The sequence below is a fragment of the Amycolatopsis sp. NPDC051106 genome, from assembly GCF_040682775.1.
GTDB lineage: Bacteria > Actinomycetota > Actinomycetes > Mycobacteriales > Pseudonocardiaceae > Amycolatopsis.
The window spans coordinates 306,147-327,528 of sequence record NZ_JBFBBQ010000002.1; the positions used below are offsets into that span (position 1 = coordinate 306,147).

Annotated in this window: 20 protein-coding genes and 1 pseudogene; 16 read left to right on the plus strand and 5 right to left on the minus strand. The window is 71.3% G+C overall.

Annotation, left to right across the window (positions count from 1 at the left end):
• Nucleotides 1-16: 16 nt before the first annotated feature.
• From AB0M83_RS03180 to pheT, 3 genes are all read left to right on the plus strand, one after another.
• Nucleotides 17-847 (plus strand): DUF6159 family protein, encoded by an 831-nt coding sequence (locus tag AB0M83_RS03180; RefSeq protein ID WP_364511639.1) that lies wholly within the window; start codon nucleotides 17-19, stop codon nucleotides 845-847.
• 134 nt (nucleotides 848-981) lie between these two features.
• Complete coding sequence (gene pheS / locus AB0M83_RS03185) at nucleotides 982-2,043, plus strand: phenylalanine--tRNA ligase subunit alpha (protein ID WP_364511641.1); 1,062 nt, start codon at nucleotides 982-984, stop codon at nucleotides 2,041-2,043.
• Nucleotides 2,043-4,604 carry a phenylalanine--tRNA ligase subunit beta gene (gene pheT, locus AB0M83_RS03190; protein ID WP_364511644.1) on the plus strand — a complete coding sequence of 854 codons (2,562 nt, stop codon included), beginning with the start codon at nucleotides 2,043-2,045 and terminating at the stop codon, nucleotides 4,602-4,604. Before pheS ends, pheT begins: the two co-directional genes overlap by 1 nt.
• Nucleotides 4,605-4,974: 370 nt before the next feature.
• Here the strand turns inward: pheT and AB0M83_RS03195 are convergent, their stop codons facing one another.
• A complete protein-coding gene (locus AB0M83_RS03195; RefSeq protein WP_364511647.1) occupies nucleotides 4,975-5,664 on the minus strand; it encodes a DNA alkylation repair protein in 690 nt (229 codons plus the stop codon).
• A 193-nt stretch (nucleotides 5,665-5,857) separates the two neighbouring features.
• Between AB0M83_RS03195 and AB0M83_RS03200 the strand changes: the two genes are divergently transcribed.
• The 3 genes from AB0M83_RS03200 (at nucleotide 5,858) to AB0M83_RS03210 (ending at nucleotide 8,519) form a co-directional block, all read left to right on the plus strand.
• Nucleotides 5,858-7,441 (plus strand): alpha/beta hydrolase, encoded by a 1,584-nt coding sequence (locus AB0M83_RS03200; RefSeq protein ID WP_364511650.1) that lies wholly within the window; start codon nucleotides 5,858-5,860, stop codon nucleotides 7,439-7,441.
• A 213-nt stretch (nucleotides 7,442-7,654) separates the two neighbouring features.
• Nucleotides 7,655-8,152, plus strand: coding sequence for a helix-turn-helix domain containing protein (locus tag AB0M83_RS03205; RefSeq protein WP_364511653.1), 498 nt, complete (start codon nucleotides 7,655-7,657; stop codon nucleotides 8,150-8,152).
• A gap of 55 nt (nucleotides 8,153-8,207) precedes the next feature.
• Nucleotides 8,208-8,519: a hypothetical protein gene (locus tag AB0M83_RS03210; protein WP_364511656.1), complete on the plus strand. Its 312-nt coding sequence runs from the start codon at nucleotides 8,208-8,210 to the stop codon at nucleotides 8,517-8,519.
• 43 nt (nucleotides 8,520-8,562) lie between these two features.
• Here the strand turns inward: AB0M83_RS03210 and AB0M83_RS03215 are convergent, their stop codons facing one another.
• Nucleotides 8,563-9,525, minus strand: coding sequence for a YafY family protein (locus AB0M83_RS03215; protein WP_364511659.1), 963 nt, complete (start codon nucleotides 9,523-9,525; stop codon nucleotides 8,563-8,565).
• Nucleotides 9,526-9,608: 83 nt separating this feature from the next.
• Here AB0M83_RS03215 and argC point away from each other — a divergent pair, with 83 nt between their 5' ends.
• The 8 genes and pseudogenes from argC to argH all read left to right on the plus strand — a co-directional run bounded on the left by argC (nucleotide 9,609) and on the right by argH (nucleotide 17,077).
• Entirely contained in the window at nucleotides 9,609-10,637 is a 1,029-nt protein-coding gene (argC, locus tag AB0M83_RS03220; protein ID WP_364511662.1) for an N-acetyl-gamma-glutamyl-phosphate reductase, read from the plus strand.
• Nucleotides 10,634-11,794 carry a bifunctional glutamate N-acetyltransferase/amino-acid acetyltransferase ArgJ gene (gene argJ, locus AB0M83_RS03225; RefSeq protein WP_364511664.1) on the plus strand — a complete coding sequence of 387 codons (1,161 nt, stop codon included), beginning with the start codon at nucleotides 10,634-10,636 and terminating at the stop codon, nucleotides 11,792-11,794. The genes argC and argJ overlap by 4 nt, the downstream gene beginning before the upstream one ends.
• Nucleotides 11,791-12,708, plus strand: coding sequence for an acetylglutamate kinase (gene argB / locus AB0M83_RS03230; protein ID WP_364386098.1), 918 nt, complete (start codon nucleotides 11,791-11,793; stop codon nucleotides 12,706-12,708). The genes argJ and argB overlap by 4 nt, the downstream gene beginning before the upstream one ends.
• Nucleotides 12,705-13,907 carry an acetylornithine transaminase gene (locus AB0M83_RS03235; RefSeq protein WP_364511667.1) on the plus strand — a complete coding sequence of 401 codons (1,203 nt, stop codon included), beginning with the start codon at nucleotides 12,705-12,707 and terminating at the stop codon, nucleotides 13,905-13,907. Before argB ends, AB0M83_RS03235 begins: the two co-directional genes overlap by 4 nt.
• Nucleotides 13,907-14,833 (plus strand): ornithine carbamoyltransferase, encoded by a 927-nt coding sequence (argF, locus tag AB0M83_RS03240; protein ID WP_364511669.1) that lies wholly within the window; start codon nucleotides 13,907-13,909, stop codon nucleotides 14,831-14,833. The genes AB0M83_RS03235 and argF overlap by 1 nt, the downstream gene beginning before the upstream one ends.
• Nucleotides 14,830-15,342 (plus strand): arginine repressor, encoded by a 513-nt coding sequence (locus AB0M83_RS03245; protein WP_364511672.1) that lies wholly within the window; start codon nucleotides 14,830-14,832, stop codon nucleotides 15,340-15,342. Before argF ends, AB0M83_RS03245 begins: the two co-directional genes overlap by 4 nt.
• 35 nt (nucleotides 15,343-15,377) lie before the next feature.
• Nucleotides 15,378-15,464: pseudogene (locus AB0M83_RS03250) on the plus strand (argininosuccinate synthase); the annotation flags it as partial.
• Between the two features lie 197 nt (nucleotides 15,465-15,661).
• Nucleotides 15,662-17,077 (plus strand): argininosuccinate lyase, encoded by a 1,416-nt coding sequence (gene argH / locus AB0M83_RS03255; RefSeq protein WP_364511674.1) that lies wholly within the window; start codon nucleotides 15,662-15,664, stop codon nucleotides 17,075-17,077.
• On the opposite strand, the gene AB0M83_RS03260 is transcribed toward argH, so the two are convergent.
• The 3 genes from AB0M83_RS03260 to AB0M83_RS03270 are packed head-to-tail and all read right to left on the minus strand — an operon-like array spanning nucleotide 17,070 to nucleotide 18,933.
• The gene (locus AB0M83_RS03260; RefSeq protein WP_364511676.1) at nucleotides 17,070-17,720 is read right to left on the minus strand and encodes a TetR family transcriptional regulator; all 651 of its coding nucleotides are present in this window, start codon (nucleotides 17,718-17,720) and stop codon (nucleotides 17,070-17,072) included. The two genes, argH and AB0M83_RS03260, sit on opposite strands and share 8 nt — an antisense overlap.
• Nucleotides 17,720-18,376: a DUF4166 domain-containing protein gene (locus AB0M83_RS03265; protein WP_364511679.1), complete on the minus strand. Its 657-nt coding sequence runs from the start codon at nucleotides 18,374-18,376 to the stop codon at nucleotides 17,720-17,722. Before AB0M83_RS03265 ends, AB0M83_RS03260 begins: the two co-directional genes overlap by 1 nt.
• Entirely contained in the window at nucleotides 18,373-18,933 is a 561-nt protein-coding gene (locus AB0M83_RS03270; RefSeq protein WP_364511681.1) for a hypothetical protein, read from the minus strand. Before AB0M83_RS03270 ends, AB0M83_RS03265 begins: the two co-directional genes overlap by 4 nt.
• Nucleotides 18,934-19,040: 107 nt before the next feature.
• Here AB0M83_RS03270 and AB0M83_RS03275 point away from each other — a divergent pair, with 107 nt between their 5' ends.
• Nucleotides 19,041-19,679, plus strand: coding sequence for a DNA-3-methyladenine glycosylase (locus tag AB0M83_RS03275; RefSeq protein WP_364511684.1), 639 nt, complete (start codon nucleotides 19,041-19,043; stop codon nucleotides 19,677-19,679).
• 32 nt (nucleotides 19,680-19,711) lie between these two features.
• Nucleotides 19,712-20,986 (plus strand): tyrosine--tRNA ligase, encoded by a 1,275-nt coding sequence (tyrS, locus tag AB0M83_RS03280; RefSeq protein ID WP_364511686.1) that lies wholly within the window; start codon nucleotides 19,712-19,714, stop codon nucleotides 20,984-20,986.
• The last annotated feature ends 396 nt before the right edge of the window (nucleotides 20,987-21,382 follow it).

Sequence of the window (21,382 nt, forward strand, 5' to 3'; positions counted from 1 at the left end):
GTCACCGGGGGGAATCATGGGCAGGCTCGCCCGTTCGTACGCGTTGTTCGTCGCTTCGCTCAGAGTGCTGCGCGCCCACAAGGGCCTGGCCTGGTTCACGGTGCTGGCCGGCGTCGCCGGGCTGTTCGTCGCCGGGGCGTTCCTGACCCCGGCGTTCTTCCTGTCGCACGTCGAGATCACCGACCACGGCAGGCTCACCGCCGGCTCGTGGGTGCTGCTCGCGGCCTTCTACCTCGTCTCGGCGTTCGTCACGATCTTCTTCAACGCAGGGCTGATCTCCCAGGCCGACGTCGCGCTGCGCGGCGGCTCCCCGGCGGTCAGCGCGGGCCTGGCCGCGGCGGCGAGCCGGTGGCCGGCGCTCCTCGGCTGGGCCGGCATCTCCGCGACGGTCAGCGCGGTCCTGCGCGCGATCGAGGAGCGGCTCGGCTTCCTCGGGAGCATCATCAGCGGCCTGATCGGCCTGGCCTGGCGGCTCACGACGTTCCTGGTGCTGCCCATCATCATGCTGGAAGGCGCCGGGGTGAAGGCAGGCGTCCGGCGCTCGGTGGAGCTGTTCCGCCGGACGTGGGGCGAGAACGCCGCCGGCGGCGCCGGGATCGGCCTGATCGGCTTCATCCTCAGCCTGGCCGGCTACGCCGTGCTGCTGCTCGCCGGCTTCCTCCTGGGCGGAACCGCCACCGTGTTCGTCTGCCTGGGCCTGGCGATCGTGTGGTCGGTGCTCGTCGCCGTCTTCTCCACGACCTTGTCCGGGATCTACCAGACGGCGCTGTACCGCTACGCCGCCGACGGCGCGGTTCCCGGCGAGTTCGCGTCGGTCGACTTCGCCGGCGCGTTCCGCGCGCGCTGACAGCGCATCCGCGCGGCCCGGGGCGACCGGGGGCGCGCGGACCCGATCCCATAGACTTTTCCCACCTTTGACCTCTCGTGCGCCGCGTGTCCGGCGGCGCGCGTACGACCAGTCCCAGCGGACGCCGAGGAGTTATGTCCGGAGCCAAGGAGAAGGAAGCCCAGAGCGCGGTGCTCGCCCCCGAGACGCTGCAGGAGGCGGTCCAGGCCGCCGAAGCCGCGTTCGCCGCCGCGACCGGGCTCGAAGCGCTGGCCGAGGTCAAGCCGGCTCATCTCGGCGACCACTCGCCGCTGATGCTGGCCCGCCGCGAGATCGGCGCCCTGCCCAAGCAGGAGAAGGCCGAGGCGGGCAAGCGCGTCAACGAGGCTCGCCAAGCCATCCAGTCCGCCTTCGACACCCGCCGCGCCGAGCTCCAGGTGGAGCGCGACGAGCGGGTGCTGCGCGAGGAGGCCGTCGACGTCACGCTCCCGTGGGACCGCGTCCCGCGCGGGGCCCGGCACCCGATCAGCACCATTTCCGAGCGCGTCGCCGACGCGTTCGTCGCGATGGGCTACGAGGTGGCCGAAGGCCCGGAGCTCGAAGCCGAGTGGTTCAACTTCGACGCGCTGAACTTCGGCAAGGACCACCCCGCCCGCCAGCTGCAGGACACGTTCTACGTCGGCGAGGAGGACTCCGGCCTGGTGCTGCGCACGCACACCTCGCCGGTGCAGGCCCGCACCCTGCTGCACCGCGATTTGCCGGTGTACGTCGTCTGCCCGGGCCGCACGTACCGCACCGACGAGCTCGACTCGACGCACACCCCGGTGTTCACGCAGGTCGAGGGCCTCGCGGTGGACAAGGGCATCACGATGGCGCACCTCAAGGGCACGCTGGACGCCTTCGCCCGCGCGATGTTCGGCGAAAGCTCGAAGACGCGGCTGCGTCCGCACTTCTTCCCGTTCACCGAGCCGTCCGCCGAGGTGGACGTCTGGTTCGAGGAGAAGAAGGGCGGCCCCGGCTGGGTCGAGTGGGGCGGCTGCGGCATGGTCAACCCGAACGTGCTGCGCGCCTGCGGCGTCGACCCCGAGGTGTACTCGGGCTTCGCCTTCGGCATGGGCATCGAGCGCACCCTGCAGTTCCGCAACGGGATCCCGGACATGCGCGACATGGTGGAAGGCGACGTCCGCTTCACCCTTCCCTTCGGAACGGAGGCGTAGTGCGAGTCCCCGTCAGCTGGCTGACCGAGCACCTCGACATCGGCGAGGAGGTCACGCCGCAGGACCTGGCCGACGCGTTCGTCCGGATCGGCATCGAGGTCGACGACCTGAAGCAGCTCGGCCCGGTGACCGGCCCGCTGGTCGTCGGCCGGGTGGCCGAGATCGAGGAGCTCACCGAGTTCAAGAAGCCGATCCGGTTCTGCCGCGTCGACGTCGGCGAAGAGGCCGAGGAGCCGGAAGAGCCGGCCGACGACGAAGACGAGGACGACGACGAAGCCGGCGAGTTCGACGAAGGCCCGCACGGCATCCGGACTCGCGGCATCGTCTGCGGCGCCCGCAACTTCGCCGAGGGCGACCTGGTCGTCGTGGCGCTGCCCGGCGCGGTCCTGCCCGGCGACTTCACCATCGCGTCCCGCAAGACCTACGGGCGGGTCAGCGACGGCATGATCTGCTCCGCCCGCGAGCTCGGCCTCGGCGACGACCACAGCGGCATCCTCGTGCTGCCCTCGGGCACCGCGAGCCCGGGTGACGACGCGGCCGAGCTGCTCGGCCTCGCCGACACCGTGATCGAGCTGACGCCGACCCCCGACCGCGGCTACGCGCTGTCGGTCCGCGGCCTCGCGCGCGAGCTGTCGAACGCCCTGGACGTGGCCTTCGGCGACCCGGCGCTGCTGGAGGTCCCGGCGGCCGAGGGCGACGCCTGGCCGGTCCACGTCGAAGACCCGGAAGGCTGCCCGCGGTTCGTGCTGCGGCGCGTCACCGGCCTGGACGCGACCGCGCCGACGCCGTGGTGGATGCGGCGGCGGCTGATGCTGGCCGGCATCCGGTCCATCTCGCTGGCCGTCGACGTCACCAACTACGTGATGCTCGAGCTCGGGCACCCGCTGCACGCGTTCGCCACCAAAGCCATCCAGGGCGATCTGGTGGTGCGCAGGGCGAAGCCGGGCGAGAAGCTGACCACGCTGGACGACGTCGAGCGCACGCTCGACCCGGACGACGTGGTCATCGCCGACGACAGCGGGGTCATCTCGCTCGCCGGCACGATGGGTGGCGCGAGCACCGAGATCACGCCGGAAAGCACCGACGTGCTGCTCGAGGCGGCGCACTGGAACCCGGCCTCGATCAGCCGCACCGCGCGCCGGCACAAGCTGTTCTCCGAGGCCGCGAAGCGGTTCGAGCGGTTCACCGACCCGCAGCTGTGCCCGGCCGCCGTCGAGCTGGCCGCGCGCCTGCTGCGCCAGTACGGCGACGCCGCGATCCAGCCCGGCCGCACCGACGAGGGCACGGTCGAGCCGAACCCGCCGGTCATGATGCCGATCAACCTGCCCGACAAGGTCGCGGGCGTGAACTACAAGCGCGGCGTGACCGTCCGGCGCCTGTCGCAGATCGGCTGCAAGGTCTCGGTCAGCACGGGTGACGACGGCACCGGCCGGGTCACGGCGATCCCGCCGAGCTGGCGCGGCGACCTGCGCCAGCCCGCGGACCTCGTCGAAGAGGTGCTGCGGCTGGAGGGCTACGACAGCATCCCGTCGACGCTGCCCGCCGCCCCGGCCGGCCGCGGCCTGACCGACGCCCAGCGGCGCGTCCGGAGCGTTTCCCGGGCGCTGGCCGAAGCCGGCTACATCGAGGTGCGGCCGTTCCCGTTCATCAGCGACACGGTCTGGGACGCCTTCGGCCTGCCTGCGGACGACGTCCGCCGCACCACGGTGAAGGTCCGCAACCCGCTGGAGGCCGACCGCGACCGGCTGGCGACGACGCTGCTGCCGGGCCTGCTGGACACGTTGCAGCGCAACGTGTCGCGTGGGATGAAGGACGTCTCGCTGTACCACATCGGCCAGGTGGTGCTGCCCGCGCCGAACCCGCTGAAGGTGCCGGACCTCGGCGTCGACGGGCGGCCTTCGGACGAGGAGCTCGCGCTGCTCGAAGCGGCCGTGCCGCAGCAGCCGCTGCACGTGGCCGTGGTGCTCGCCGGCCAGCGCCACCGCGCCGGCTGGTGGGGCGCCGGCGAACCGGCGAACTGGGCCGACGCGGTGCAGGCCGCCCGGACGGTCGCCGAGGCCGCCGGGATCGAGCTGACGGTGCAGGCCACCGACCTGCCGCCGTGGCACCCGGGCCGCTGCGCGCGGCTGCAGGTCGGCGACTGGCCGGTCGGTCACGCCGGTGAGCTGCACCCCAAGGTGGTCGAGGCCCTCGGCCTGCCGCCGCGGACGGTGGCGATGGAGCTGGACCTGGACGCGATCCCGCTGCCGGACTCCCGGCCGGCGCCGAGCGTGTCGGGGTATCCGCCGGTGCTGCTCGACGTGGCCCTGGTCGCGGCGGCGGACGTGCCGACGGCGGACCTGGCCGCGGTCCTGCGCGACGGCGCGGGCGAGCTGCTCGAGGACATCACGCTGTTCGACGTGTACGCGAGCGAGCAGATCGGCGAAGGCAAGCGGTCGTTGGCGTACAAGCTGCGTTTCCGCGCGGCGGACCGCACCTTGACGGTCGACGAGGCCACCAAGGCCCGCGACGCGGCGGTGGCGGCGGCGGGCGAGCGCTTCGACGCGACCCTGCGCGCCTAGCCGGCGAGCGCGAGGTAGTTCCAGTGCGGGAGGGGCCGGGAAACCGGCCCCTCCCGCCATTTCCAGCCAACCCACACGCTTGCACTCCGACCCCCGGCGGCCTCCCGCAAGCTCACTCCGCACGCCCCAACACCCAACCCGCCCGCTCAGGCACACAACCCGACCCTCCAGGTACGCGAGCCGACCCTCCAGGTACGCCAGCCGACTGTTCCGGCACGCGAACCGACCCTCCAGGTCGCGGGCCGACCGTTCGGGTGCGCGAGCCGACTGTTCAGGCGCGCCAGCCGACTGTTCCGGTACGCGACCCGCGCGTGTCGTCCGCCCAGGTACGCGTGTCGTCCGTCTGGATACGTCCGTCCGCGGCTGGACCTCAGCCGATGTGCTTGAGCGCCTCCCGGCGGGACAACCCGGACAGCCCGGGGTGATCGTCCACGAAGGACCGGACCCAGTCCGGTGCCGTCTTCGCGTACTCGCGCAAGGCCCAGCCGATTCCCTTGCGCAGGAAGAACTCCGGCTCGGCGATCGCCGGCTCGATCGTGCGGGTGAGCAGGTCGGTGTCCGTGTCCTCCTTGGCGCCGATCTGGCAGATGATCGCCGTGCGGCGGCGCCAGAGGTCGCGGTCGGCCGCCCAGCTCAGCATGAGCGCCGTGACCTGGGCCCGGTCGGCGCGCAGGATCGGCCCGATGCGGCGGATGGCGAGCTCGTCCACGTGGTCCCACCACGCGCCGCTGACGATCATCTCCTCGTACATCGGCACCAGCTCCGGGTCCTGCCACTGCCGGTACGCCCGGTGCCCGGAAAGCGCGATGGCCGCGTAGCGCTCCTCGCGGAATTCGGCTTCCCGCCACAGCTCCAGCACGGTCGCCGTATATGTCACCCGATCGGGCAGTATGTGGTCGGCCAAGATTCCCTTGAGAAGCACGCTTCGCTCGGGTGAAGCCACCCCGCGGAACGGCATGGTCGACTTCATGTACGCCTGCATGGCCGGCGCCTTGACCGGGTCCGCCAGCCCGGCCAGCCCGGTGCGGATCGCCTTGACCAGCTGTTCGTCCGCGCTCATGCGTCCTCCTGTCGTGCTCCGGCGGTCCGGAGCGTACTGCCGGGCACCGACGGTTTTCCGACGCGAAGACCGGCGCAGGTTCCGACGAAAGACGGATGGCGGAAGTCGCGCCGGTCGACGAGATTGGCGAAGGTTGCCGGTAGTTTCGCCGGAATACGGCGAAATCTGTCCAATGCGGATGAAAAGGACGACTGTGAAGAGAATCGTTGCCGCTGTCGCCGCGGTGGGGCTCGCGGCCGGGCTGTTGGCCGCCGCGCCCGCCGCTTCGGCGGATCCCGGGGTGCAGTTCAGCCCCGCGCCGATCGCCTGGGGGCCCTGCGCGTCGGCGAGCCTGAAGGCCGCGGGCGCCGAGTGCGGCTTCCTCGAGGTGCCGATGGACTACGCGAAGCCGGGCGGGGCGAAGGTCTCCGTCGCGGTGTCGCGGATCAAGCACAAGACCCCGCAGTCGCAGGGGATCATGCTGGTGAACCCGGGCGGCCCGGGCGGGTCCGGCCTCGGGCTCTCGGTGCTCGGCAAGTACGTGCCGAACCACGCGGGGGACAACTACGACTGGATCGGCTTCGACCCGCGGGGCGTCGGGTCCAGCAAGCCGTCGATCAGCTGCGACGGGAACTACTTCAGCTACAACCGGCCGGCGTACGTGCCGACCACGTCGGCGCTCGAGAAGACCTGGCTCGCCCGCTCGAAGGGCTACGCCGAGGCGTGCAAGAAGAACGGCGTGATCCTCGACCACCTCAAGACGACGGACGTCGCGCAGGACATGGACAGCCTGCGCAAGGCGCTGGGCGAGAAGCAGATCAACTACTACGGCTTCTCCTACGGCACCTACCTCGGCCAGGTGTACAGCACGCTGTACCCGAAGAACGTCCGCCGGATGGTGCTGGACGGCAACGTCGACCCGCGGAAGGTCTGGTACCAGGCCAACCTCGATCAGGACGTCGCGTTCGACAAGAACATCAAGATCTACTTCGACTGGCTGGCGTCCCACGACAGCGTTTACCACCTCGGCAAGACCGGTTCCGCCGTCGAGAAGCTCTGGTACGACACGCAGCGCAAGCTCGCCAAGAACCCGGCGGGCGGCGTCATCGGCGGCGACGAGTGGACCGACATCTTCCTGCGGGCCGGCTACTACGTGTTCGGCTGGGTCGACATGGCCCAGGCCTTCGACGGCTACGTCCACAAGGGTGACTGGCAGACGCTGAAGGCGCTCTACGACAGCTCGAACCCGCCCGGCGACGACAACGGGTTCGCCGTCTACCTCGGCGTCCAGTGCACTGACGTCCAGTGGCCGACCAACTGGAACAAGTGGCGCGCCGACAACTGGCTGACCTACTTCAAGGCCCCGTTCGAGACCTGGGGCAACGCCTGGTTCAACGCGCCCTGCGTGTACTGGCCGGCGAAGGCGGGCAAGCCGGTGGACATCGACGGCCGCAAGGTGGCCGGGGCGCTGCTGATCAGCGAGGAGCTGGACGCGGCGACGCCGTACGCCGGCAGCCTCGAGGTCCGGAAGCGGTTCCCGAACTCCAGCCTGATCAGCGCGCCGGGTGGCACGACGCACGCCGGTTCGCTGTCCGGCGTGTCCTGTGTGGACGACCGGATCGCCGACTACCTGGCCACCGGCAAGCTGCCTCAGCGGCAGCCCGGCAACCACTCGGACGTCCAGTGCGAACCGGTGCCGGCGCCGGAGCCCGACGGCGCCGCGGCGCAGAAGTCGGACAACTCCGCGAAGGCCGCCCAGGAGAAGCAGAGCACGCTGGCCCAGCTGCTGCACTTCTGAGCGAAATCGACGCAGTCCGCTGCCCCGGTCCGGTTCGCCCGGACCGGGGCAGTGTCTTTTCCGGGTCTTCCGCCGCTGTCCCATCGTCGCCTCCCGATCACGTGGTGTGGTCGAGGAGGGACGTTAGGCGAGGGGTCCGACAGTTTCGGAGCGAAGTGGGCCGTGAGCAGCGCGTGGCCGAAAATTGTCGGGGGTGCGCGCTAGCTTCGTGGCATGTCGATCATCGAAGAGCGCCGGACCGAGGTCCGGGCCCAGGAAATCACCTACCAGATCGTGGTCGCGACCAGGACGGACGACGACCGCGCCGAACCGACTCCGCGGGTGATGATCACCCTCGAAGCCGGCGGACCCGGCGGCGAACCGGTCGCCGAGGGCAGCCTCGACCTGGACGTCGCGGTGGCGGCCACGGTGGCCGATCTCGTCGCGGACGGTCTGCTGTCCACGACCGGCACGGGCCGGGGGCCGCGGCGAAGATCCGCGGGCCGTCCTGCCCAGCAGGGCCGCCCGTGGAACGAGGAGATGGACGCGGAGCTGGAGACCCGGTGGATCGCGGGGGAGAGCGTCGCGGCGATCGCGGCGTACTTCGAACGCACCCCCGGCGGCATCCGCGCCCGGCTGCCCCGCGTGGGCTGCGACCCGGAGAACCCGGGCTGCTACCTCCCCGTGCCGCCGAGCAGACGCACGGACCTGGACGGAGGCGAGCCGACCTGAGCGACGCCGGGCCGGTCCACAGTGGACCGGCCCGCTGCCGGCCGTCCCTCTTCCCGTGAACGCTTGCGACGGATCGCACGTCGAAAACCCGGACGCAGCGCAGATCGAGGCGGTGCTGGGAAGGCTGTCGGCGAAGAACTGGTTGGCGTCCTCGAACGAGGAGATCACTTACATCCGGGCCGGTCCGGGAGAGTGGGCGGCCACCAACCGGTCATGGTTCGCGGTGAAACACAGCGAAGGATCGCCCGATCGGCACTTCCGGGTCGAGGTCGCCGATCCGGCCCGGGTCGTCCAGGCGTTCACGGCCTTCGCCGCGGGTGACGACAGCTGGCGAGATGGGCTCAGCCGGCAACGCATGAAGTTCTGACCGGGTCGTCGATCGAGGAGGGGGAGCAGTGTCGTACCACCGATCAAGCCCGCGCGCCGGAAGCCGCGGCAGCGCGATCCGCGAGCACCCTCAGGTGCGCCACCAGCTCCGGTGGCTCCTCGACGGTGAACGCACAACCGAGCCCCAGCAACCGGAACGCGAGCCAGTCCACCGTGTCCGCGTGACTGTGCCACCGGCAGCGGCCGTCGCCGAGGTCGGTCAGCTCGCCGGCCGCGACGCCGAGGCGGGGTGCCACCCGAGACGCCGGTTCCGTCAGCACCGCCACCGCCCGATACGTCGGCACGAGGTCGTAGAGCCGTTCGACGACGTAGGCCGCCAGGTCCGTCGCTGGAGGGTTGCGCGGGGTGGCGCGGCCGCCGGTCGCCTGGGCGTCGCGGACCCGGTCGACGCGGAAGATGCGCCAGTCCGCGCGGTCGAGGTCGTAGGCCACCAGGTACCAGCGGCGGCCGGTGGCGACCAGCCGGAGGGGCTCGGCCCGGCGCCGCGTCTCGGCACCGTCGTTCGCGCGGTAGCGGAATCGGACCGTTTCGCGGTTGGTGATCGCGCCGGCGAACATGGTCAGCTGGGCCGGGTCGACGGCCGGTCCCACGGCCGGCACGGCGACCGTCGCCGTGCCGATCGTGCCCACCCGGCGGCGCAGGCGCGCCGGCAGGACCTGTTCCAGCTTGGCCAGCGCCCGCACGGACGCCTCCTCGATCCCGGAGACCGTCTGCCCCGCGGCCGTCCGCAACCCGACCGCGATCGCCACGGCTTCGTCGTCCTCGAGCACCAGCGGCGGCATCGCGGTGCCGGCCACCAGCCGGTAGCCACCCGCGACGCCGCGGCTGGCCTCCACCGGGTAGCCGAGGTCGCGCAGCCGCTCGACGTCGCGGCGGATCGTGCGCGGGCTGACGCCGAGCCGGCCGGCCAGCTCGCTGCCCGGCCACTCCCGGGGCGTCTGGAGCAGCGAGAGCAGGCCGAGCAGCCGCGCCGGGGTGTCCGTCATCGGTCCAGCATCCCAAGGTGGCGGGGACCACTTCCCGGTAATCCTGTTTGTTTAGCCTTGCAAGGGCGTGCATAATCATGCGTATGACGGTGAACATCGCGGTGGCCGGAGCCAGCGGGTACGCGGGCGGCGAACTGCTGCGCCTGCTCCTGGCCCATCCCGAGGTCGAGATCGGCACGCTCACGGCCGCCAGCAGCGCGGGCACGAAGCTCGGCGTCCACCAGCCCCACCTCGTTCCCCTGGCCGACCGGGTCCTTGCCGAGACGACGCCGGAGACCCTCGCTGGCCACGACGTCATCTTCCTCGCGTTGCCCCACGGGCATTCGGCGGAGATCGCGGCACAGCTCGGCCCGGACGTCCTGGTGGTCGACCTCGGCGCCGACCACCGCCTGGCCGACGCCGCCGACTGGCAGCGCTGGTACGGCGGCGACCACGCCGGACAATGGCCGTACGGCCTGCCCGAACTCCCCGGCGCCCGCGAGAAGCTCGTCGGCACCAAGCGCGTCGCCGTGCCCGGCTGCTTCCCGACCGGCGGCTCGCTGGCCCTCGCGCCCGCCTTCGCCGCCGGGCTGGTCGAACCGGACGTCACAGTGGTCGCGGTCACCGGCACCTCCGGTGCGGGCAAGAGCCTCAAACCGAACCTGCTCGGCTCCGAGGTGATGGGTTCGGCCAGCGCGTACGGCGTCGGCGGCGCCCACCGCCACACCCCCGAGTTCGCGCAGAACCTCTCGGCCGTCGCGGGGGAGAAGGTCACCGTGTCCTTCACCCCGGTCCTCGCGCCGATGCCCCGCGGCATCCTCACCACGGCGAGCGCGCCGCTGAAGGGGGACGTCGACGAGGCCGCCGCCCGCGCGGCGTACGAGAAGGCCTACGAAGCGGAGCCGTTCGTCCAGCTGCTGCCCGCGGGCGCCTGGCCCACCACCTCGGCGACGCTCGGCTCGAACAACGTCCAGCTGCAGGTCACGGTCGACGCCGACGCACGGCGCCTGGTCGTGGTCGCCGCGATCGACAACCTCACCAAGGGCACCGCCGGCGGTGCCGTCCAGTCGATGAACCTGGCCCTCGGCCTCCCCGAGACCACCGGCCTTTCCACCGTAGGAGTGGCACCGTGACCGTCACCGGCCCCCAGGGTTTCCGCGCCGCCGGCGTCGCCGCCGGGATCAAGGCCTCCGGCGCGCTCGACTTCACGCTGGTCGTCAACGACGGCCCGCTCGACGTCGCGGCCGGCGTGTTCACCCGCAACGTCATCAAGGCCGCGCCGGTGCTCTGGTCGCAGGAGGTGCTCAAGCAGCAGCGGCTCAAGGCCGTCGTCCTCAACTCCGGTGGCGCCAACGCGGCCACCGGCCCCGGCGGCTTCCAGGACACCCACGCCACCGCCGAAAAGGTGGCCGAAGTCCTGCAGGCGGGCGCGATCGAGGTCGCCGTCTGCTCCACCGGCCTGATCGGGGAACGGCTGCCGATGGACGCCGTCCTGTCCGGGGTGGACACCGCGTTCAAGGCCCTCGACGCGAGCGCCGAAGCGAGCCTGAACGCCGCCACGGGTGTGATGACCACCGACACGAAGCCGAAGCAGGCCTTCGCGAAGCACGACAGTGGCTGGAGCGTCGGCGGCTTCGCGAAGGGCGCGGGCATGCTCGCCCCGAACCTGGCCACCATGCTCTCGGTGCTGACCACCGACGCCGTGGTGGACAAGGAAACCCTCGATCGGGCCCTGCGTGCGGCCACCCACGTGACGTTCGACCGCCTCGACGTCGACGGCGGCACGTCCACCAACGACACGGTGCTGGTCCTGGCTTCCGGCGCGAGCGGCGTCGAACCGGGCGAGGCCGAGCTCACCGAGCTGCTCACCAAGGTCAGCCTCGACCTCGTGCTCCAGCTGCGCGCCGACTCCGAAGGCGCGACGAAGGACGTCGACATCACCGTCCAGGGCGCCGGGTCCGAGGCCGACGCGATCGCGGTCGCCCGCACGATCGCCGAGGACAACCTGGTCAAGACGGCGCTGTTCGGCTCCGACCCGAACTGGGGCCGGATCGCGATGGCGCTGGGCCGGGTCCCGGCCCGCATCGACCCGGAGACCGTGTCGATCGCGATCAACGGCGTCACCCTGTTCGCGCAGGGGATGCCCGCCGCCGACCGCTCGGAGGCGGACCTCACCGCGCGCGCCATCGAAATCGTCGTCGACCTCGGGGTCGGCGGCGAGGCGGCCACCATTTACACCACCGACCTTTCGCACGGTTACGTCGAAGAGAACAGCGCGTACTCCTCATGAACCAGGAGGCACTGATTTCCGCGGACGAAAGACTCGCGACGGCGGCCGAGAAGGCCGGGGTCCTCATCGAAGCGCTGCCGTGGCTGCAGCGGTTCCACGGCGCCACGGTGGTGGTGAAGTACGGCGGCAACGCGATGATCGACGACAGCCTGAAGGCCGCCTTCGCCGAGGACATGGTGTTCCTCCGGCTGGCCGGCCTGCGCCCGGTGGTCGTGCACGGCGGCGGCCCGCAGATCACCGCGATGCTCAAGCGCCTCGGCGTCGAAGGCGAGTTCAAGGGTGGCCTGCGGGTCACCACGCCGGAGACGATGGACATCGTCCGGATGGTGCTCACCGGGCAGGTCAGCCGCGAGCTCGTCGGGCTGATCAACGCCCACGGCCCGTACGCGGTCGGCATCTCCGGCGAAGACGCCCGGCTGTTCACCGCCGAGCGCAAACAGGCCACTGTGGACGGTGAGCAGGTCGACATCGGGCTCGTCGGCGAGGTCGCCGAGGTCAATCCGGACGCGGTGCTCGACATCGTCAACGCCGGGCGCATCCCGGTGGTCTCCACCGTCGCCCCGGACGTCGAGGGCGTGGTGCACAACGTCAACGCCGACACCGCCGCGGGAGCCCTGGCGGCCGCGCTGGGTGCGGAGAAGCTCGTCGTGCTCACCGACGTCGAAGGTCTGTACGCGAACTGGCCGGACCGGTCGTCGCTGATCGACCGCATCCGCGTCGACCACCTCGAGCCGATGCTGCCCACCCTGGCCAGCGGCATGATCCCGAAGATGGAGGCGTGCGTGCGCGCCATCCGCGGCGGCGTGCGCCGGGCGCACGTGATCGACGGCCGCCTCGCCCACTCGGTGCTGCTGGAGGTCTTCACCTCCCGCGGCGTCGGCACCATGGTCTTCCCCGAAACGGAGCTCCCGTGACCGACCTCAAGTCCAATGTGGACGGCCAGGCACACTGGCAGTCCGCCCTGATGGACAACTACGGCACGCCCGCGCTGACCCTCGTGCGCGGCGAAGGCGCCAAGGTGTGGGACGCCGACGGCAAGGAGTACGTCGACCTGGTCGGCGGCATCGCCGTCAACGCGCTCGGCCATGCGCACCCGGCGATCGTCGAAGCCGTCACCGCGCAGATCAAGCAGCTCGGCCACACGTCGAACCTCTACGTCAACCCGGTGGCCGTCGAGCTCGCCGAGGCGCTGCTCGACGTCGCCGGCCTGACCGGTAACGGCAAGGTGCTCTTCGTCAATTCCGGCGCCGAGGCCAACGAAGCCGCGCTGAAGATCAGCCGGCTGACCGGGCGCACCAAGGTGATCGCCGCCGAGGGCGCGTTCCACGGCCGGACCATGGGCTCGCTGACGCTGACCGGCCAGCCCGGGAAGCGCGACCCCTTCAAGCCGCTGGTGCCCGGGGTGGAGCACGTGCCGTTCGGGGACGTCGCGGCGCTGAAGGCGGCCGTCGACACGGAGACCGCGGCCGTCTTCCTGGAGCCGGTGCTCGGGGAAGCGGGCGTCATCCCGGCGCCGGATGGCTACCTGCAGGCCGCCCGCGAGATCACCAAGGCCACCGGCACGCTGCTGGTGCTCGACGAGGTGCAGACCGGCCTCGGCCGCCTCGGCACCTGGTTCGGCTACCAGCAGGCCGGCATCGTCCCGGACGTGATCACGCTGGCCAAGGGCCTCGGCGGCGGGCTGCCGCTGGGCGCGGTGATCGGCGTCGGCGCGGCGGGCGACCTGCTCAAGCCCGGCCAGCACGGCACCACCTTCGGCGGCAACCCCGTGTGCTGCGCGGCCGGCCTGGCCGTGCTGAAGACGATCGCCGCGGACGGCCTCCTCGACCACGTCTCGACACTGGGCAAGGACATCGCGGCGGGCGTCGAGGCGCTCGGCCACCCGCTCGTCGCCGGGGTGCGCGGCGCCGGCCTGCTGCTCGGCATCGCCCTGCGTGAGCCCGTGTCGGCCGCGGTGGCCAAGGCCGCCCAGGACGCCGGCTACCTCGTCAACCCGGTCGCGCCCGGCACCGTCCGGCTCGCGCCGCCGCTCGTGCTCGACGCCGCCCAGGCCGAGGGCTTCCTCGCCGCCCTCCCGAACGCGCTCGACTCCACCACGAAGGACGCCGACTGATGCTCCGCCACTTCCTCCGCGACGACGACGTCAGTCCCGCCGAACAGAAGGCCATCCTCGACATCGCCGACGCGCTGAAGGCCGACCCGCTGGGGAACAAGATCCTCGCCGGCAAGTCCATCACGGCGATCTTCGAGAAGAACTCGACCCGCACGCGGTTCTCGTTCGAGGTCGGCATCAGCCAGCTCGGCGGGCACCCGGTGATCGTCGACGGCCGCTCGATGCAGCTCGGCCGCGAAGAGACGATCGAAGACACCTCGCGGGTGCTGTCGCGGTACGTCGACGGGATCGTGTGGCGGACCTTCGCGCAGAAGCGCATCGAAGCCATGGCCGCGGCCGCGTCGATCCCGGTGGTCAACGCGCTCACCGACGAGTTCCACCCGTGCCAGGTGCTCACCGACCTGATGACGATCCGCGAGCGCAAGGGGAAGCTCGAGGGACTCACCCTCGTCTACCTCGGCGACGGCGCCAACAACATGGCGCACTCGCTGCTGCTCGGCGGCGTCACCGCCGGGATGCACGTCCGGGTCGTCTCGCCGGTCGGCTTCCAGCCGGACCAGCAGGTCATGCTCGACGCCAAGAAACGCGCCGAGGAGACCGGCGGCACCGCCACGGTGTTCACCGACCCGTACGCGGCGGTCGCCGGCGCGGACGTGCTCGTCACCGACACGTGGACGTCGATGGGCCAGGAGAACGACGGCCTCGACCGGGTCGGCCCGTTCCGCGCCCTGCAGGTCAACACCGAACTGCTGAAGAAGGCCGCGGACGACGCGATCGTCCTGCACTGCCTGCCCGCGCACCGCGGCTGGGAGATCACCGACGAGGTGATCGACGGCCCGGCCAGCGCGGTGTGGGACGAGGCGGAAAACCGGCTCCACGCCCAGAAGGCCCTGCTGGTCTGGCTCTTCGAAGAGAGCCGGCGATGACCAGCAGCCGGGTGGGGCGGCAGGCGCGGATCACCGAACTGGTGTCCACCATGACGATCCGCAGCCAGACCGAGCTGGCCAAGCTGCTGGCCGCCGAAGGCATCGAGGTCACCCAGGCGACGCTGTCGCGCGACCTCGACGAGCTGGGCGCGGTCAAGCTGCGCGGGCCGGACTCGGGTGCGCCGGTCTACGTCATCCCGGAGGACGGCAGCCCCGTCCGCGGGGTGCAGGGTGGCACGTCGCGGCTCTCCCGGCTGCTCGCGGAGCTGATGGTTTCGGCCGACTCGTCGGGCAACCTGATGGTGCTGCGGACGCCGCCGGGCGCGGCGCAGTTCCTCGCCAGCGCGATCGACCGGGCGGCCCTGGAAGAGGTCGTCGGCTCGATCGCGGGTGACGACACCGTCGCCGTGATCGCCCGGGAACCGCTGACGGGCAAGGAGCTGGCCGAGCGCTTCGCCGCCCTCGCGCAGCGCTCGGCGCACGAAGCGGGAGACGAAGGACCACCATGACCGCGCTCGCCGACATCTTCCCGGCCGAGGGGGAGTTCCTCGCGCCGGACGAGGTCGTGATCACCTTCGACCACGGGGTGCCGGTGGCGATCGACGGCGAGACCGTTTCCGTCGCCGAAGCGCGCCGGATGCTGGGCGCGCGCGGCGAGGCGCAGAGAATCGGCCGCCGTGAAGCGTGCGCCGCGCTCGAACGGCGGGCCGGCCGCGGATGCGCCACTCTGGCCAACGCCGTGTCGGGCGAAGTCCGCCTGGTCCTCCACGACGGCCGCGTGACGGCCGAAGACTTGAATCCGACGAACACCGAGGAGAAGCGAGAACAGTGAGCGGCAACGAGCAGCCGGTGCAGCTGTGGGGCGGCCGGTTCGCCAGCGGCCCGGCGGAGGCCATGGCGGCGCTGAGCGCGTCGACGCACTTCGACTGGCGCCTGGCGCCCTACGACATCGCCGGGTCCCGCGCGCACGCCCGCGTGCTGAGCAAGGCGGGCCTGCTCACCGAGGACGAGCTCGCCGGCATGCTGGCCGCGCTGGACACGCTCGCCCAGGATGTCGCCTCGGGGGAGTTCACCCCGACGATCGCCGACGAGGACGTGCACACGGCCCTCGAACGCGGTCTTCTCGAGCGGGCGGGCACGGAGCTCGGCGGAAAGCTGCGCGCCGGCCGCTCCCGCAACGACCAGGTCGCCACGTTGTTCCGGATGTGGCTGCGCGACGCGGCCCGCCGCGTCGTCGCCGGCACCCTGGAGGTCATCGACGCGCTGGTGTCGCAGGCGAAGCGGCACCCGGACGCGATCCTGCCCGGCCGCACGCACCTGCAACACGCCCAGCCGGTGCTGCTCGCCCACCACCTGATGGCCCACGGCCAGGCGCTGCTGCGCGACGTCTCGCGGCTGCAGGACTGGGACGCGCGCACGGCCGAGTCGCCGTACGGCTCGGGTGCGCTCGCCGGCTCGTCGCTGGGCCTCGACCCCGAGGCCGTCGCCGAGGAGCTGGGCTTCGCGACGAGCGTCGAGAACTCCATCGACGGCACCGCTTCGCGCGACTTCGTCGCCGAGTTCGCCTTCGCCGTCGCGATGCTCGCGGTGAACCTGTCCCGGATCGCCGAAGAGGTGATCATCTGGAACACCGCCGAGTTCGGCTACGTCACGCTCGACGACGCGTGGGCGACCGGCAGCTCGATCATGCCGCAGAAGAAGAACCCGGACGTCGCGGAGCTGACCCGCGGCAAGGCCGGCCGGCTGATCGGCAACCTCACCGGCCTGCTGGCCACGCTCAAGGCGCAGCCGCTGGCCTACAACCGCGACCTGCAGGAGGACAAGGAGCCGGTGTTCGACTCGGTCGAGCAGCTCGAGCTCCTGTTCCCGGCGATCGCCGGGATGCTCGCCACGCTGACCTTCCACACCGACCGGCTCGCCGAGCTGGCGCCGGCCGGCTTCACCCTGGCCACCGACATCGCGGAGTGGCTGGTGCGCCAGGGCGTCCCGTTCCGCATCGCGCACGAGGCCGCGGGTGAGAGCGTCCGCGTCGCCGAGTCCCGCGGGGTCGGCCTGGACGAGCTGACCGACGAGGAGTTCGAAAAGATCAATCCGGCGCTGACGCCCGAGGTGCGGGCCGTGCTGACCGTCGAAGGCTCGGTGAAGTCCCGCGACGCCCGCGGCGGCACCGCGCCGGTTCGGGTGGCCGAGCAGCGCGCGCGGCTGGAGGAGCGCGTCACCGCGGCGCGTCAGTGGCTCAACTGAGGGTTTTGCGGAGCTTGGCCCGGACGGCCCGCGTGGCCACCGGGCCGAGCCCGTCCAGGACGTCGACGAGCACGGCCAGCCGCTCCAGCGCGGCGACGGCCTGCTCTGCGCCCTCGGGGTCGACCGTGTCGAACAGCGTCAGCCCGAGGAACCCGGTGGACACGGCGTGGGCCAGTCCGTCGGGGTCCGCGAGCTCAGCCAGCGGCGACCCCGCGAGCACGCGCTCGAGCGCCGTCCGGACCTCGGTGATCCACTTGTTCAGGCCTTCGCGGGTCGCTTCGGCGAGCCGTTCGCTGCCCTGCGCCCCGGCCAGCGTCTGGGCCAGCAGGGCGAGATTGCCTTCCGCGCGTTCCGCGGTGCGGATCTCGCGGCCGAGCGCCAGCAGCTCGCCCACGGTGGACACCGTGGCGAACCGGTCCCGGTAGAGGGCAACGCGGGCCTCCGTCGCGGAGAGGCATGCCTGTGCGACGAGTTCCTCGACGCTGCCGAAGTGGTAGAACACCAGCGCCTGGTTCGCGCCCGCGGCACTGGCGACCGACCGGGCGGAAACGGCGGTGATGCCCTGCTGCCGGACGACTTCCAGCACGCCGTCCACGAGCCGCTGCTTCGTGTCCTGCGAACTGGAGTTCCGGCCGGTGCCCATCAGTCCATGACCTTCTCACGGAGTGGCTTCACCGCTCCGCTGACCCCATTGGCGACGTCGACGTACCGCGCGCTGAAGCTGCCCTCGTAGCCGAACACCGGCCCGAAGCGGGGATGGACCACCGCGACCTCGATCCGGAACCGGTCGAGGTCGTCGTCGAACCACTCGTCGACCGAGGCCATCCCGGTGAGGCCCCGCGGCAGGTGCGCCCCCGCTCGGATCCGGAACTCGCCGGAACGGATCCGGAACCCGCCGTCCGGCCGCACCGACATGGCGAGGTCCACGGCCAGGTGCTGGTGCGTCCCCAAGTAGTCGACGAGCCCGCGCCCGGTGCTGTGCACCATCTGGGCGTCGAACCGCCGGCGTCGCCTCGGGAACTCGAAGGTGCGCACGAAGGACACGGTTTCGCGGCCGTGCCGGTCGACGTACGGGTAGTTCTCGATGGTGAACGGCACGTTCCGCCCGCAGTCGGGGAACAGGATGTGCCGCGTCGACCCGAGCCACAGGAACGGCAGGGTGAACCCGGGCCCGCGCCAGATCCGGTCCATCGCGCCGTGGCCGATCATGCCGCGCCCGCCCGAGAGGGCGAGCCGCTCCCGCATCCGCGGGTGCAGGAACGCGAAGTCCGCGCCGAGGGCGCGTTCGAAGACGCTCACGCCGGCACCCCGATCCGGCCGGCGACGCGGTCACGCGGCCGCGTCCGCACGCAGCGCGCGGCCGAGGGCGCGGTCAGGGGCTGCTCCTCGGGCGGCGTCCCGGTCTCCAGCCAGATCCGCAGCCGGTCGAACGACCAGGCCGTCAGCCGGCCGAACGCCGGGCGGAACACCCGGTCGGCCACCTGCCCGAAGCGCCCCCAGCGGGTGCCGTAATCGAAGCCGGTGACGAAGCGGACGCCGTCGCCGACCGGCGTGTAGCGCCAGAACCCACCGCCCGCGCTGATCAGCGACAGCGGGTCGGCCGACGCGAACCGGAGCACCGATGTGCGCGAGCCGTCCGGCCAGGTGCGCGACGCCGCGCTCACCCCGACCCCGGTGACGGTCACCCCGAGGAACCGCGAGGCGTAGCGGAAGTGGCCGTCGTGCCCGGCTAGCGGGCTGATGTCGGCGAAGCGGAGGTCCCAGCGGCAATGCAGGCCGGGGTCCTGCGTGTGCCGCCAGAGCGTGTCCAGGTCCGTGCGGATCACGGTCTCGACGTAGAGCGCCTTCGGTCGCATCTCTCGGCTCCCCTCAGAGTTTGAGCGATCGCTCAAACCGACTGTAGAGATGTTTGAGCGATCGCTCAAGAGTTAGGGTGATCGGGAAACGTGAAGGAGGAGCTCGCTTGAGCGGCGACGCAGGCCGGTTGTTCACCCGTGAGGAGCTCGCGCTCGACCCCGTCGACCTGGCGCACCTGCTGCTCGGCGCGGTCCTGGAGGCCGACGGCCCCGACGGCACGGTCGGCGTCCGGCTCGTGGAGGTCGAGGCCTACCGCGGCGAGGACGACCCGGCATCGCACTGCTACCGCGGCCGCACCCCGCGCAACGCCGTCATGTGGGGACCCGCAGGTCACCTCTATGTGTACTTCGTCTACGGGATGCACTTCTGCGCGAACGTCGTCGGCACCCACGAGGGCATGCCCGGCGCGGTGCTGCTCCGCGCGGGCGAGGTCGTCGAGGGTCTCGACGTCGTCCGCAAACGGCGCCCGACTGCGCGGGGGACCGGCGAGCTCGCGAAGGGCCCGGCGATCCTGACGTCGGTGCTGCGCGTCGACCGCGCGCAGAACGGCGTCGACCTGACCGACCCGGCGTCCCCGGTCCGGCTGCGCGTCGGCGAGCGCGTGCCCGCCGAGCGGATCCGCACCGGGCCTAGGGTCGGCGTCGCGATGGCGATGGACACGCCGTGGCGGTTCTGGGACGGCGCCTCGCCGGCCGTGTCCACCTACCGCCGCGGCGGGAAGCGCCGGGTCCGACCCGCCAGTTAGTCGGTTGACCTGGTGCGGGAGGATCTACAGGCGTGAGCGAACACATCCTCGACGAGCTGTCCTGGCGCGGCCTCATCGCGCAGTCCACCGACATCGACGCCCTCCGGCGCGAGCTCGACCAGGGTCCCGTGACGCTCTATTGCGGCTTCGACCCCACCGCCCCCAGCCTGCACGCCGGCAACCTGGTCCCGCTGCTCATGCTCAAGCGCTTCCAGCGCGCCGGGCACCGGCCGATCGTGCTGGCCGGCGGCGCGACCGGGATGATCGGCGACCCGCGCGACACCGGTGAGCGCACGCTGAACACGCTCGACGTCGTCGCCGAGTGGGCCGGGCGCATCCGCGGCCAGCTCGAGCGGTTCGTCGACTTCGACGACTCGCCGACCGGCGCGATCGTCGAGAACAACCTCAACTGGACGGGGCAGCAGACCGCCCTGGAGTTCCTGCGCGACGTCGGGAAGCACTTCTCGGTCAACGTCATGCTCAACCGGGAGACGGTCAAGCGCCGGCTCGAGGGCGACGGCATGTCCTACACCGAGTTCAGCTACCTGCTGCTGCAGTCGCAGGACTACCTGCAGCTGCACCGCAAGTACGGCTGCCGGCTGCAGGTCGGCGGCTCCGACCAGTGGGGCAACCTCGTCGGCGGGGTCGACCTGATCCGCCGGACCGACGGGGCGGCCGCGCACGCGCTGACCGCGCCGCTGGTCACCGACGCCGAGGGCCGCAAGTTCGGCAAGTCGACCGGCGGCGGGAACCTCTGGCTCGACCCGGACATGACCTCGCCGTACGCCTGGTACCAGTACTTCGTGAACGTCGGCGACGCCGACGTGATCCGCTACCTGCGGATGTTCACGTTCCTGAGCCGGGAAGAGATCGCTTCGCTGGCGGAGGACACCGAGCAGCGTCCCCACCTGCGCGCCGCGCAGAAGCGGCTGGCGGAGGAGTTCACGATCCTCGTCCACGGCGAGGAGCAGACCCGGCAGGTGATCAACGCCAGCCAGGCGCTGTTCGGCCGCGGTGAGCTCGGCGACCTGGACGAACGCACCCTGGACGCGGCGATGGCCGAGGTGCCGAACGGCAAGGTCGACCCGACCGGCGAGGCGACGATCGTCGACCTGCTGCTCGCCGGGGGACTGGTGGACAGCAAGGGCGCCGCGCGCCGCACGCTCAAGGAGGGCGGCGCGTACGTCAACAACATCAAGATCGTGGACGAGGCGTGGAAGCCGGCCCTCACCGACGCCCTGCACGGCAAGTGGCTCGTCGTGCGCAAGGGCAAGCGGAACGTCGCCGGTGTCGCCCTCGGCGGCTGACCGGCGCAGGCGGCCCGAAACAGGCCCCTGACCTGCGGCAACGCGGTTAAGGTACCCCCCTGTTTCGGGCCTCTTCCCGGGGTGTAAAGTTCTCCAAGTCGCCAGGGAAACCGGGCGGCCGCCGGGACACGAACCAAGCTCTCGCTCGAAGCGATTGAGTGGGTGTCCCACCAAAAACTGCTAGGAATACTCGCTTCGGGTAAGGCCGCTTGACGGCGGTGCGACTCGGGGTGTGTTGCTTGAGAACTCAACAGTGTGCTAGTGAACTAAGCCAGTAGAGCTTATGTAGTGAACCTCGTATTGAGGTTCCTTTGAGAGCATTAATTTGCCTCGATTAAACTGTTCATTGTTGGAGAGTTTGATCCTGGCTCAGGACGAACGCTGGCGGCGTGCTTA